Source organism: Haloarcula rara, assembly GCF_029338235.1.
Lineage (GTDB): Archaea > Halobacteriota > Halobacteria > Halobacteriales > Haloarculaceae > Haloarcula > Haloarcula rara.
Window position 1 is genome coordinate 955,249 of record NZ_CP119785.1, and the last position, 13,593, is coordinate 968,841.

Below are 13,593 nucleotides of genomic sequence, written 5' to 3' on the forward strand. Positions count from 1 at the left end.
CGGCCAGCCCCACCGCTTGCCCTCAGCCCGCGAGCGCTCCCGGCCGCTCGACGCGACCCAGAAAATCGAGCTGGTGGGTCACGTATAGCAGTTCGCCGTCGGCGACCTGCTCGCGGCGCCGGGCCAGCCAGTCGTCGAGCCCCTCGGCACCGCCTAGCTCGCCGACCGCTCCCTCGACGGTGTCGAGGATGTGCCGGAGGAAGTACGCCTCGTCGCCGGGGTAGGTCCCGTCGACGGGTCTGACGACCCAGTCCGAGCCGGCCACCCCGAGCAGCGTCGCCCCGCCGAGGCGCTGGAGGCGCTCGAGGACGGCCCCGCCCGCGCGGCTGTCCCCGCCCGGCTTCGCGTCCATGTGGTCGTGGTAGCGGCCTTCGACGGCGCTGTCAGCCGGATGTGGGGGCCGGAACCGCGTCGCTCCGTCGAAAGTGATAGGAAAGTAGTACAGCCCGCCGGGGGCCACAGTACCGAGGAGCGTCCCCAGCGCCTCCCGGTCGAGGATGTCGAGCAGCGCCGCCCCGACGAGGAGGTCGTACCCGGGACGACCGCCGTGGCCCACCGCGTCGTGGCCGTCGGCGTAGTCGATAGCGTCGGCGACGACGGATTCGACCGTCACCTGTCGCGTGCCGTCCTCGAGGGTGATGGGCGCGTCGTCGTCGACGGTCACGTCGCTGTCGACGGCCCACTCGGTCAGATAGCCGGCCATCGCGGCCACGTTGTCGGCCTGGACGTCGAGTGCGACGTACTCGACGTCACACTCGGGGAGGACGTCCCAGTCGAGAAACCGGGTAAGCATCGTCCCGATGCCGGCCCCGATTTCGAGGACACGCAACGGGCCGCTGTGTTCGGCCGCCCGCGCCGCCAGTTCCGCGCGGAGCGACTCGACGAGACGACGGTCGAGTGCGCGGTCGTCTACGGTCCGTTTCGCGCGGAGATACCGCTGGAAGGAGTCAGTCACGCTACCGCCTCCACGTCGACGTCGGCAACAGCTGACAGCAGCCCGCGGACCCGAGCGGTCGTCTCGTCCCAGTCCGGATGGCTCTCGTATCGCTGTCTGGCCGCCCGACCCATCGCGGCCAGCCGGTCGCGGTCGCCCGCCAGCGTCTCGATGGCCGCGGCGACGGCAGCCGGGTCGTCGGGGTCGACGAGCGCGCCCGTCTCGCCGTCGGTGACGACGTCGCTCGCACCGCCGGCCCGCGAGGCGAGCGCGGCCAGCCCGAAACTCATCCCCTCCAGATAGACGATACCGAACCCCTCGTACCGGGACGGGAGCGCGAGGGCGTGGCCGGCATCGAGGGTCGAAGCCAGCGCGTCGTCGGACAGACGACCGGTGAAGCGGACCCGGTCCTCGAGGCCCGCTTCGTGCACTCGCGACCGGACCGACCGGGCGTAGCGCTCCTCGACCGGGCGGCCCACGACCGTGAGTTCGGCGTCGGCGTCGGCGGCCGCGAGCCCGTCGACGAGCGTGTCCAGCCCCTTTCGGTGCTCGATGTTGCCGACGAAGACCAGCCGAAGCGGCCCCTCGTGTGCCCGTGTGTCGATTCGCGCCGGGTCGATAGCGGGGTCGAAGCGGTCGCCGGCCGGTGGGGCGACGACGGTCGACCCGGCGTCGACGCCGAGGTCGGTGACGACGGACTGCGTGGTCGTGCTGTTGCAGACGACGCCGTCGACGGTGTCGAGGTAGCGGCGCTCGACAGCGCCGTAGAGTGAGCGGAAGGGCCGGGGTTCGCTCGCCCGCAGGTGGTGGACAACGCTGACGACGGGATAGCTGAGGTGGCGGTTCGTCCGGACGAGCGACGGGTGGGCCAGTTCGTCCTGGAGCATCACGTCCACGTCCACGTCGAGTCGCCGCCGGAGGTCGCGCGAAGCGTTGTCGAGCAGCCCCCGGCCGTAGTCACGCCAGGGGAGTTCGACCACCTCGACGGTGTCGCCGGCCCGACGCAGCCCCGCCACGAGCTGTCGGTCGTAGCGGAACCCGCCGGAGCGCTCGTCGAGACTGCCATACAGCGTCAGCCCGACCCTCATACGGTTCGTTGTAGCGATTCACCGGGACGCGCCGGCCTCGGGGTCGGCGCTATCCGGACATACGCTACAGTACTCCGTCTCATAGGGCGGCGTCGTAGCTCGCGGCGGCCTCGTCGTCCTCCCAGACGGTGACGGCCAGTTCCGTGACGGTGTCGTCGGTGACGATCTCGGTCACGCGTTCGAAGATGACGCGGGCGAACCGCTCGACGCTGGGGTTGTCCCCCGAGAACTCCGGGAGGTCGTTGAGCGTCGCATCGCGATACCGGGCCTCGATACCCGACAGCGCCGCTTCCGCGTCGTCGATGTCGACGAGGTAGTCGTACTTGTTTAACTCCGGGCCGCGAAAGCACAGTTCCACCTCGTAGTGGTGGGAGTGGGGCTCTCCTTCGGGGCCGGGGTCCGGGACGGTGAGATAGTGCTGTGCCACGAAGTCGGCCAGCACTGTGGTCGAATACATACCCGAACCCAGGGACGCGAGCCTCCTAAATCTGGAGGAAGAAGCGTCGGTCCGAGAGTCAGTCGTAGGTGAGCGTGACCTGAACCGCGTCCTCGGGCCGCTCGTCGAGCAGGCGGTACGCTTCCGGCGCGCGCCCGACGTCGAAGGTGTGGGTGTGCAGCGCCGAGAGGTCGGCCTCGGCCAGCCAGTCCCGCACCTCGTCCAGCCGGCGGTCCTTGTCCCAGCGGTCGGCGTGGTCCGGGTCGATGCGGCTCACCTGACTGGACCGGACGCGGATGTGGCTCCGGTGGTAGGCGTCGCCGAGGTCGAGCGAGACGTCCTTCGTGCCGTACCACGAGCCGACGACGACCTGGCCCGCGTAGCCGGTAACGTCGATAGCGTCGTCGAGGGCCGACGGGTTCCCCGACAGCTCGAAGGCGACATCGACCGGCTCGGAAAGCTCGTCGAGGTCGCCGGGTGCGACCGCTCGGTCGGCGCCAAGCGATCGCGAGAGTTCGCGACGGGGGCCACAGGGGTCGACCGTGACGAGCTGGGACAGCGGGAACTCCCCGAGCAAGGCGGTCGTCAGCAGCCCGACCGGGCCCTGGCCGAACACCGCGACGCGCGCGCCAAAGCGCGGCCGGCCGTCCATCACGAAGTTCGCCGCCGCCTCGGCGTTGGGGATGAGAACCGCTGTGGCCGGCGCGAGCGTCGTCGGAACGAGCGTCTCGGGGTCGGCGAGAAAGTGGCTTTCGTGAGGGTTGAACGCGAAGACGCGGCGGTCGAGCCAGTCCTCGGCGACCCCCTCACCGACGGCGGTGACGCGGCCGACGGCGGCGTAGCCGTACTGCAGCGGGTACGAGAAGGTGCCATCGAGGGCGTCGATGGTCTCGTCGGTCGACAGCTCCGAGGAGACGTCTCCGCGGTACACCAGCAGCTCCGTCCCGGGACTGATACCCGACCGTTCGGTCCGTACGCGGACCTGGCCGGGGCCGGGGTCGGTGATGGGGCGCTCACGGACCGCCACCGATTCGTCGCCGGTGAAGTACAGCGCCCGACCGGTCATCGGTCGCTCGGCGGGCTCCGGAGTGGGGTCGGCGAGCTGGCGATGCCGGACTGACAGCGACGCGTTGAAGGCACGTTTGCATCCAGGGCTTCCCCGACTAAAAGCTATCTTCCCCGGCGATTAGAGATAGCCCAGCGCGTCGAGCCGGTCGCGGTCGGAGTCGGCGCCGTACACCCGCGAGACGGGGAGGGTCTCGGGCGGTTCGATCGAGGGCACCCGACTCGCGCGGTCAACGCCGGTCGTCTCGGCCCACGGGACGGCAAGCAGCGCCGGGACAGGCGTCTGCATCGGGTGGCCGTACAGTCCCCACTCGCCAAACAGGTTACCGTGGTCGGCCGTGACGGCGACGCGGCCGTCGACGTTGTCACACAGGGTGGCCACCTCCTCAAGGACGTACCGGAGGTTCGCCTCGTAGGCGGCCCAGACGCGCGCTGTCGTCAGTTCTCCCTGTCGCAGCGACACCCACGGGTTCGCAGTGTTGCTGTGGCTCCCGGTACGGGCCATCCCATCGTCGCCATCGAGCGGGTCAGGGACAAACGGATGGTGGGGTTGCATGTAGTGGACGACCAGCCACTCGGGGTCGCGCTGGCGGCCTGCGGCGATGGCGCGGTCGGTGACCGCCGCCGCCGGCACCGTCCCAAGGTCGTCGTCCCAGGCGTACTTCCAGACCTCGTCCAGCGCAGCGAACTCGTCGGCGTCGAGATACCGGTCGGTCCAGGTGTTCCCGGTGACCATCACTGTCCGTCCGGTCTCTGGACGGCCGAGAAACGTGTTCTCCAGCCACTCGGAGGAGGAACTGCCGACCGAGCGGACAGTCTCGACGGCGTCCAGAAAGTCGATGTCGGGGGCGACCGACTCCAGGAGGTCGGCCCGACAGGCGTCGAGTACCACGAGGACGTCCCACTCGCGGTCGAAGACGCTGGTGCCGTAGTCGAGCCGTCGGCCGACGGCCTGCAGCACGCGCAGGTAGGCCGTCCCGAGCCGGCTCATCCCCGGTTCTCTCACGGTCCCCGTTGGGTTCGTACCGACAAAATCCCACCGGCGGGAACTCTATGTACCTCCCGACCCCCCGTTCCCGTGTGCACTGTCTGTTCGTCGGCGCTGGCGCGATAGCCGACGCGTACGCGGCCGGCCTCGCGGGGAGTCCGCTCTCGCTCGCCGGCGTCTGTGACCTCGACGGCGACCGCGCCGCCAACCTCGCCGAGTCCCACGACTGCCCCGCCTTTACCGACCTCGACGCCGCGATGGCCGCCGTCGACGCGCCGCTGGTCGTGAACCTGACGAGCCACGCTGCCCACGCCCCGGTGACCCGCACAGCGCTGCAGGCGGGCAGGCACGTCTACTCCCAGAAGCCGCTGGCGCTCGACGGCGAGACGGCCGGCGAGTTGCTCGCGCTCGCCCGGGACCGGAATCTCGCACTGGGCTGTGCGCCCGGCACGCCGCGGGCGCCGTCCCAGCGTCGGGCGGGCCGACTGCTCGCCGACGGCCGGCTCGGTCCCGTCCGCCTCGGCTACGCCCACGCCCACGTCGGCCGAGTCACCGACTGGCACGACCGCCCCGACTCCTTTCTCGACATCGGGCCGCTGTACGACGGCGGCGTCTACCCGCTGGCCCTGCTGGTCGCGTGGTTCGGGCCCGTAGCGCGGGTCCGCGTCGCCGACGCGATAGAGCCCTGGCCCGACCGTGAGCCCCGTCGCCCGTCGGTACCGAGCCACGTCGAGGCGACGCTCGAGTTCGCCTCGGGGCCGGTCGTCCGGCTGACCGCGAGCTTCTATGCCCCCCACCGAAGTCGGGAGTTCTACGGGCTGGAGCTCCACGGCGACGACGGCTCGCTCTATCTCGAAGGCACGGGCGCGATGACCGACAGCCCCGGTGCGCTCCGGTTCGGTCGGGTCGGTCGGGCGTACACGAACGTGCCTGCACAGACGCCGACGCGGCCCTACAGGTACGTCGACGCCGTCGAACGTGTCGCAGCGAGCGTCGACGCTGGCCGTCCGTCGCGGGCGACCGGGAAGCGCGGCGCCCACGTCGTCGCCGTCTGCAACGCCATCGAGCGCGCCGCCGAGACGGGCGGGCCGGTCAGTGTGAATGCCTCCGGCGCGACGAGCGAGCCGGTGCCGGCTCCAGTTGTGTCGCCGGCGACGCGGGAGTCCCCGTCCCCACCCACGCCGTCGGCGAACTCGCTTCGCCTGCCACCCGTCGGCTTTGGCTGTTCGCGCTACCGGGACGGGGAGTACGTCGACCGGGTCGACTCCGTCGCGACGGCGCTGGACGCGGGCTACCGCCTGCTCGACAGCGCCGAGCTGTACGGCAACGAACACCGCATCGGCGACCTGCTCGCGCGCCGGGGAGCCCCGACCGCGACACGCTGTTCGTCCTCGGCAAACCCTGGCGCACGAACCACCGCCGCGAACACATGCTGGCGGCGGCTCGCGGCAGCCTCGCCGAACTGGGCCTCGACGCGTTCGACTGCTACGCCTTGCACTGGCCGGAAGCGTGGGCCCACTGCGGCCCCCTGGAGCGGCTGGCCGAGAAACCCGTCGAGCGTCAGGAAGCGCTGACCTTCCCCGAGGGCGCGGACGGCGCCATCGAGACGGTTGACGTGCCGCTGGCACGGGCGTGGGAGAACCTCGAAACGCTGTACGAGCAGGGACTGGCGCACACGCTGGGCGCCTGCAACGTCTCGACGGCCCAACTGGAGACGGTGCTTGCGACGGGGACGGTGCGGCCCGCGCTCGTCCAGGTCGAGCGCCACCCCTACCAGCCACAGTCCGACCTGGTCACGTTCTGTCACGATCGGGGCATCCGGGTCGTCGCTCACTCGCCGCTGTCGGCGCCGGGGCTGCTGGACGAGCCGGTGCTATCTGATATCGCTCAATCCCGGGGCCTCTCGCCGGCCGGTGTCGTCGTCGCGTGGAACGCCACACAGGGCGTGGTCCCTATTCCGTCAAGCACGAAGTCGGCACACGTCGTCTCGAACCTGGCCGCCGCCGGCGAACGCCTGTCTGAGGCGGAGATGGCCCGCATCGACGCGCTGCGGGACCCGACCTTCGAGCGGTGAGCCGACCGCACCATTATACTCGTGAGTGCCCACTGTCACGTATGGCCACGGCCGACTCGCGGGGACTGTCCCTGGACGTAGCGTCGCTGACCGGACTGCACTGGCTGGGCATCGTCGCCGCCGTCGTGTCCGCGGCGGTCCATCTCCTGCTCGGTGTCAGGATGCTCCCCTCGGGGATGGGCATCAGCTTCGTCCTCGCCGGACTGGGGTTTCTGGGCGCCGTTGCACTCGTTCTGCTCGATTACCGTCGCCGGGCGGTGTACGCCGTCGGCGTTCCCTTCACACTCGTCCAGATACTGCTGTGGTACTACGTCAACTTCGTCTCGCTCGGGAAGTCCTTCCCCGCCGACGTCGGCACGCTCGGCGCCGTCGACAAGGTCGCCCAGGTCGTCCTGCTTTCCGTGCTGGTCGCGGTGCTCCGGGAGTCGGCGTGAGCCGCGATTTGGGTGTGGGCTTAAGCCGAGTCGGTCGTTACCTGTGGACGAATCCCCAATGAGTGCGACGATTGCCGCGACCCGTCGCGAGCGGACGCGTACGGGTCAAAGACTGACTGGGCGACCGGGGGGCGTCGATGGCCGGGCGCCAGGGTGAGCGGCCGGCACTGCTCGGGCTGCGCTTTGGCCTCCCGGTCGTCGGTGCGCTCTGTCTGGGCGCTGCAGTCGGCGTCGCCTTCCCCAGCGACGAGCCGAGCTACTGGGCGCTCCATCCGGCGGCCGTCGCCGGCTGTTGCTGGGCCGGCCAGTTCTGGCTCGCCGGCCGCGGCCTCGATATCACTCGCATCCCCGGCTCGCCGTACCGGCACATGTTCGGCGTCGCCAACAGCCTGACGCTCCTCCGTGGCGGGCTCTACGCAGTCGTCGCTAGCTTCGTCGTCGTCCCAGCCACGACCACGCTCGCCTGGGTCCCGGCGCTGTGTTACGGCACAGGCGTCGTGCTGGACAAACTCGATGGCACCGTCGCCCGGACCCTCGGCGAGGAGACGGCCCTCGGCGAGCGCCTCGACATGGCGGTCGACACTTTCGGGTTCGTCGCCGCCCCGCTCGTGGCAGTGCTGTGGGGCCGCCTGCCCGTCTGGTACCTCACTATCTCGGCCGCCCGGTACGTCTATCTCGCCGGCATCCACTACCGGCGCCGCCGCGGCCGACCGATACACGACCGCCCAGACAGCGACCTCGGGAAGTACCTCGCAGGTGTCCAGATGACCTTCATTACTATCGCGCTCGTTCCAGCCGTGCCGAGCGGCCTGGTCTTCGCCGTCGCACCGGCCGTCCTCGCCCCGTCGCTCGCGGTGTTCGCAAGGGACTTCTGCTACGTGAGCGGGCGGCTTCCGCGTTGACGCCCCCACAGAGCCAGTCCACGAACGCAGACAGCCCTCATATACGACGACACCGTATCCGAGACCATGCTCTTCCCGACGCATCTACTCGCGGCGGCGGTACTGGGCCGTGTCTCGCGGTTGTCGCCGCTGTGGCTGGTCGTTGGGACGGCACTCCCCGACGTGGTCGACAAGCCGCTGGCGATGGTCGGGGCCGTCGACCTGTACCACTCCGTCGGCCACTCGGCGCTGTTGCTCGTCGTCGCCGTCCCGGTCGCGCTGACCGGCCGAGCGGGCCTCGCGCTGGCGGTCGGCTGGGCGCTGCATCTCTTCCTCGACGTCGTCCACGTCGTCGTCAACGGTCGGCCGGTCGACGCCGTATTTCTCGGCTGGCCGCTGGCCGTCCCGACCGAGCCGCTCGCGCTCCCACCAGGGTCCTTTTTCGTGTACTATATCGGGTCGCCGTCGTTCTATCTCGAAGTGACGTTCTGGCTCGCGGTTGCCGGTGCCGGCCTCGTCGAGTGGTACAGCGGGAACGCCCCACTCGGCCGATGATGAGCCCCCGGCCCGTCGGTACTATAGAGCCGCGGCCGATAGGGTAGACATCCCCGATGGACCACCTCGTCGCCGACCTGTTCGACGCCCTTGGGCGACTCGACGCCGTCACGATGGACCGTCTCGTCGCCCTGCGGAGCCCGCTCGCGACGAAGGTCCTGACCTCTGCGACAGGCCTTGGCTCCGCGACGGCTGCGCTCGTCTTCGTCGGCCTGTGCTATCTCGCCGGCTGGGACGAGGAATACCGCCACGCACTGGTCGCGCTGGCGCTTTCTGGCGTCGTCGTCGGCACGCTCATGATGACGATACAGCGCCCCTATCCCCCACAACCAGTCTGTCTGACCGGCGGGGGCGAGACAGTCGCGTCGTCGTTCCCGTCGGGCCACGCCGCGGCCGTCACGGTGTACGCGATGACTGCCCGACGCTCGGAGACGCTGCCGTCCGGTGTCGTCGCCGCGCTTGCGGTCGTCGTCGCGGTCTCCCGCGTGTATCTCGGGACGCACTACCTGTCAGACACCGTCGCCGGCGTCGCCATCGGTATCGCCGCGTTCTGGCTGGCCGCGTGGCTGCTGGGGCGCGAGGACGTGCGGGCGCTGGAAGGGCGCGTCCACGATACCGTCGGGCGACGGTGAGTCGAGTTCTCGAACTCCAGCGACGCCGAACCGAAATACTTGCAACCGCTCCAGTACCGCTCGTCGTATGCGCACCGACGTGGCACAGCTCTACTCGGACGTGTTCACTCCAGAGCTGTTCGTTTTGATCTGTGGCGTGTTGCTCATCGGGGTGCTGGCCGGTCCGTGGGCCGGCGCGCACGTGGCCCCAGTCGGTCGCTGGACTGCTCCTGGGCGTCGTCTTCCTCGCGGGGTATCTGCGCTACGGCAATGGCCAGCGGCGTCGTTCCGGGGACCGGTAGTCGACGGTCGCTGTGTCACCCCCGCGTGAGCGGAGCGAGCCCGGCCAGGCCGCCGCGTCTCACACCGCGACAACGGCGCTGTCCTGTCTGAGTTTCGGCAGCGCTCCGTTATCCGGTCGATTGGTTCTGTACGGCCGCGGGCGCCGCGAGGAACGTCTCTCGGACGGCGAGTTCGCTACCGTTCCCCGGGGCGACGGGCGCACCGTCCCGGAGCTCGAGTGGTCCAGTCGGGGCCGCCCGCCGCGTCCGGACCGTCACCGACTGGCCGTCAGTCACCAGCACGATATCGCCGTGTGTCGCGGTCCAGTACGTCGGAATCGACCTGCTGGCCAGACGCAGGAGGACGTCCGGATGCGGGTGACCGTACTCGGAGTCGTACGCGCTCGAGACGACGACACGGCGGGGGCTGGCGGCGTCGAGCAACGCTGGACTGGTCGACGTCGTCGAGCCGTGGTGTCCCGTCTTCAGCACCGTGGTCCGGAGCCGGTCCCCGTACCGCTCGACCAGCTGGGCCTCCTGGTCGGCCTCGGCGTCGCCCGTCAGGAGATAGGTCGTCTCGCCGTATTCGAGTTTGAGCACGACGCTGTTCTCGTTGCGAGTCCGGTTGTCGAGGTACGGCTCCGGCGGCCCGAGAGCGCTGACACCGACGCCCTCGAACGGAATCGAGTCCCCCGCGCGCGTCTCGTAGAGCGGGACGTCGTGTTCCTCGACGGCGTCGAGATACTCGCCGTAGGTCCGCGTGCTCGCGGCGATTCCGGGGTCGTAGATAGCCCCGATGCCGTCGGCCTCCGTCTCGTAGTAGTCGATTATCGCGGCGTTACCGCCGATGTGGTCGGCGTCGTTGTGGGACACGACCAGATAGTCGATGCGGTCGATATCTCGGGCCCGGAGAGACGCCAGCACGTGCTCGCCGTCGTCGCTGAAATGTCCCGTATCGACGAGCATCGTCTCACCCGTCGGGCCGACGACGAGCGTGCTCTCCGACTGGCCGGTGTTGATGAAGTTGACCGTGGCGGTGTCGGTGGCGCCCGCGGTGACTGGCGACGGCGTAGGACGTTCCCGAGATGCGGCCGTCTCCGTGGCCGGGGTCGGGGCCGTCCCCACACAGCCGGCCAGGACGATGGCGACGACCAGACAACCGACCCGTAGTGACGGGGCCTCTAACTGCATCGTATCCGGACAGGGACGCTGCGACAATAGGTGTGTGGCCTGTCGAGGACGGTCGGCAGACGCGCATCTGTCCCGTGTTCGCTCGGCACGTCACCGGCGCGTGCGAGGGGGCGGCGCCACACCGCCGTGGCCCGCCTGGCGGTCGCCAGTCTGTTGCCGGCTTCGGTATCGTCGGCGCGTCTCCTCCGACACCGACAGGCGGTGCCGTTCCAAGGGCGGGCGGCTACGGCGCCAGGTCGAACTTCTCGGCGGCGGTCTCCATGTCCTTGTCGCCCCGACCACAGAGGTTCACGAGGATGGTGTCGTGTCGGTCCGCCTCGGCGAGTTTGATAGCCAGCGCGATGGCGTGGCTCGGCTCCAGGGCCGGGATGATACCCTCTGTCTCGCTCAGTTCGCGGAACGCCGCCAGCGCCTCCTCGTCGGTGATGCCGTGGTACTCGGCCCGCCCGAGCGACTGGAGAGCGGCGTGTTCCGGGCCGACCGCCGGGTAGTCCAGCCCGGCGCTGACGGAGTGATTCTCCGTCTGTTCGTCTATCATCTTCGTCTTCATCCCCTGGAATATCTGCGGGTCGTCCTGTTCCGTCGCCGTGAGCGCCGCCGAGTGCTGGCCCGAGTCCAGCCCCTTGCCGGCCGGTTCGGCCCCGTAGAGGGCCACGTCGTCGTCTCTGAACGCGTGGAACAGGCCGATAGAGTTCGAGCCGCCGCCGACGGCGGCGACGCAAGCGTCGGGCAAGTCGCCGTGCATATCCTGTATCTGTTCGCGGGCCTCGCGACCGATGACCGACTGGAACTCACGGACCATCCGCGGGAACGGGTCCGGCCCGACGGCGCTGCCGACCAGATAGTGGGTCTCCTCGGTGTTTGCGACGAGGTCCTCCATCGCGGCGTCGACGGCCTCGGCCAGCCCCTCGTTGCCCCGGGAGACGGGCACGACTTCGGCGCCCATCAGGCGCATCCGGAAGACGTTCATCCGCTGTCGGCCGATGTCTTTCCGACCCATATACACCGTGGTGTCTATATCCAGCAAGGCACCGACCATCGCCGTCGCGGTGCCGTGCTGACCGGCACCGGTCTCCGCGATGAGACGTTCTTTGCCCGCCTTCTTCGCAAGTAATCCCTGTCCCAGCGTGTTGTTGAGTTTGTGCGCGCCGCCGTGCAGCAGGTCCTCGTGCTTGAAGTAGATATCCGCGTCGTAGCGCTCGCTCAGCGTCTCCGCGTAAAACACCGGTGTCGGTCGGCCAGCGAAGTGTTCGAGCAGGTATTCGAACTCCTCTCGGAACTCGGGGTCGTCTTTGAGTTCGTCGAACGCCCCCGCCAGTTCGGCGAGCGGTTCTTCGAGCGGTTCAGGGACGTGTCGGCCGCCAAACCCTTCGAATTCACCGGGTGAAGACATATATCCATCATTGAGAAAGCAGCGTGCTAAAAGCTATTGGCGTCTGAGACCAGCGTGTTCAGACCGCTAGTTCCTGAAACACTGTGAAAACACAATCGTACGTCGTTTCGGGGGACCCGCTGTTCTGCGTCGGCTTCGACCGAGAGCTGGAAAATCAAATCGACAAAGAGCCAACTGCCTACCGGAATTTTCACGTCACAGCCGAACGGCCCAGTCAGGTGACTATACGCCAGAAATAGTAACCAGTGTATCAGTCCTCCGAAACCAGTGTTTCGTCTCGATGCCCCAATCACTCACTCGATGAGAGAGACGATGGAATCGGACTCGGCGACGTCCAGTACAGAATATCCTGCGACCAGCTGCGCGATGATCCGCTCGTCTTCTTCGATCGGGATCTCGAGTCTGAACAGGTCGCTACCCGGCGTAAGACACTCGAAAGCCCCCGAGGAGTCGTTGTCGATGGTGACCGTCGTTGTCTCTCCGATGCGTTCCTCACCAGAGAGATCTATCATCGGGTTCGGTTCGGGACCGTCCGGACTATTTCTAACCGGAACAGTCCCCAGTAACGTCGGTGCGATGCTGGCGTTGCCACTGTCCCAGCCGACCGCGAGTTCGTCGTTAGAGAGACAGATTTGCTCGTTGGTCTTATCGAGCGTTGTCGAGGCCGTCGCTGGGCCCTCGATGTCTCCATGAGCTTGATACAATCTGAGCTGTGGATCGAATACCGGCTGTTCTGAGCGGGCGGCCAGTTCGATATCGACCGCGTCGATCAGGTACGTGTCGTCGCGTCCGTCCTCCTGCCTGACATCGAAGTCGATTGATTCGATCGAGGCCTCGCCGGGGGGGATTGCCACGGAGAACTCGGTCTGACTCGTCGTCCCCGTAAGCTCGACTGTCCAGTCGAACTCCCACCTGCCCGGTCGAGGGACGCCGCCGTTATGTTCGAGCAGCAACGCCCCATCTCGTACCGTTCCGTCCATCCCGTAGCCTCCATCGAACGTCGGATGGGAGGCACTCACACTGACTGTGTCGATGTCGTCCAGTGCGATCTCCGTCGGGTTCTCGACACGGTACCACCAGTCGCCGTCCTTCCGAAACGCTGGCTCGGCAGTGACCTCTGCGTCAGTGAACGTTCTGGGATAGTCCCCGGGATACCACGTGAAATCCTCTCGTATCTGGAGTTTCTCGCCTTCCTCTGTCTGTGCCGACCTGACGCTTCTGTCGTAAATCCTGATTTCCCGCGTCTCATCTGGTCCGATATTGAAAACCATACCTTCGTTCGACGAATACGAAACCCACGTAGCCGCGAGTCGTTCGCTGTGTGTGTTGCGGATTTCGGCCTCGACGTACAGTTCGTCACGATCCAAGCGGTCGTCGTTTTCGACTTCGGTGATGATGGCCTCGATAGGCAGGTCTGTGTCGTTTTCAGTGACGGTCTCTTCGGACTCGGGTTCCTCAACTCGCGTCTCGGTTTCTGTCGGTGTGTCCTCGTTTTCCCGCCGTTGCTCAGATGCGTCGTTATTTGTACAGCCGGCCAACCCGGAAACCCCGATTAGTATCCCATTGGCGACAAACTGACGACGATTTACCATGAGATACAGTCCCCTTTTGATGACTTATATTTTCGTATATGACAGAGAAGCGATAGTGAATCTAAGAGTG

The 13,593-nt window shown here is 67.7% G+C and carries 11 protein-coding genes and 2 pseudogenes; 5 read left to right on the forward strand and 8 right to left on the reverse strand.

Translation table 11 applies throughout. The features are described 5' to 3' along the window. Positions 1–22: 22 nt before the first annotated feature. From P1K32_RS05030 to P1K32_RS05050, 5 genes are all read right to left on the reverse strand, one after another. Entirely contained in the window at positions 23–955 is a 933-nt protein-coding gene (locus P1K32_RS05030; protein WP_276251612.1) for a hypothetical protein, read from the reverse strand. Further along, positions 952–2,022 carry a glycosyltransferase family 4 protein gene (locus tag P1K32_RS05035; protein ID WP_276251613.1) on the reverse strand — a complete coding sequence of 357 codons (1,071 nt, stop codon included), beginning with the start codon at positions 2,020–2,022 and terminating at the stop codon, positions 952–954. Before P1K32_RS05035 ends, P1K32_RS05030 begins: the two co-directional genes overlap by 4 nt. 79 nt (positions 2,023–2,101) lie before the next feature. Beyond that, a complete protein-coding gene (locus tag P1K32_RS05040; RefSeq protein WP_276251614.1) occupies positions 2,102–2,479 on the reverse strand; it encodes a 6-pyruvoyl trahydropterin synthase family protein in 378 nt (125 codons plus the stop codon). A gap of 58 nt (positions 2,480–2,537) precedes the next feature. Continuing rightward, positions 2,538–3,524 carry a zinc-binding dehydrogenase gene (locus P1K32_RS05045; RefSeq protein ID WP_276251615.1) on the reverse strand — a complete coding sequence of 329 codons (987 nt, stop codon included), beginning with the start codon at positions 3,522–3,524 and terminating at the stop codon, positions 2,538–2,540. A gap of 120 nt (positions 3,525–3,644) precedes the next feature. Continuing rightward, positions 3,645–4,514, reverse strand: coding sequence for an alkaline phosphatase family protein (locus P1K32_RS05050; RefSeq protein WP_379691367.1), 870 nt, complete (start codon positions 4,512–4,514; stop codon positions 3,645–3,647). Positions 4,515–4,603: 89 nt separating this feature from the next. On the opposite strand from P1K32_RS05050, the pseudogene P1K32_RS05055 reads away from it, so the two are divergent. From P1K32_RS05055 to P1K32_RS05075, 5 genes and pseudogenes are all read left to right on the forward strand, one after another. Beyond that, a pseudogene (locus P1K32_RS05055) lies at positions 4,604–6,585 on the forward strand (aldo/keto reductase). A gap of 41 nt (positions 6,586–6,626) precedes the next feature. Then, positions 6,627–7,019, forward strand: coding sequence for a DUF7475 family protein (locus tag P1K32_RS05060; protein ID WP_276251617.1), 393 nt, complete (start codon positions 6,627–6,629; stop codon positions 7,017–7,019). Between the two features lie 137 nt (positions 7,020–7,156). After that, the gene (locus P1K32_RS05065) at positions 7,157–7,921 is read left to right on the forward strand and encodes a CDP-alcohol phosphatidyltransferase family protein (RefSeq protein WP_276251618.1); all 765 of its coding nucleotides are present in this window, start codon (positions 7,157–7,159) and stop codon (positions 7,919–7,921) included. Between the two features lie 66 nt (positions 7,922–7,987). Further along, positions 7,988–8,455 (forward strand): metal-dependent hydrolase, encoded by a 468-nt coding sequence (locus P1K32_RS05070; RefSeq protein WP_276251619.1) that lies wholly within the window; start codon positions 7,988–7,990, stop codon positions 8,453–8,455. A 56-nt stretch (positions 8,456–8,511) separates the two neighbouring features. After that, entirely contained in the window at positions 8,512–9,087 is a 576-nt protein-coding gene (locus tag P1K32_RS05075; RefSeq protein ID WP_276251620.1) for a phosphatase PAP2 family protein, read from the forward strand. Positions 9,088–9,527: 440 nt separating this feature from the next. Here P1K32_RS05075 and P1K32_RS05080 read toward each other — a convergent pair. The 3 genes and pseudogenes from P1K32_RS05080 to P1K32_RS05090 form a co-directional block, all read right to left on the reverse strand. Continuing rightward, positions 9,528–10,538, reverse strand: a pseudogene (locus tag P1K32_RS05080) (ComEC/Rec2 family competence protein); the annotation flags it as partial. Between the two features lie 223 nt (positions 10,539–10,761). Next, complete coding sequence (trpB, locus tag P1K32_RS05085) at positions 10,762–11,931, reverse strand: tryptophan synthase subunit beta (RefSeq protein ID WP_276251621.1); 1,170 nt, start codon at positions 11,929–11,931, stop codon at positions 10,762–10,764. A 293-nt stretch (positions 11,932–12,224) separates the two neighbouring features. Beyond that, entirely contained in the window at positions 12,225–13,523 is a 1,299-nt protein-coding gene (locus P1K32_RS05090; protein WP_276251622.1) for a hypothetical protein, read from the reverse strand. Between the last annotated feature and the right edge of the window lie 70 nt (positions 13,524–13,593).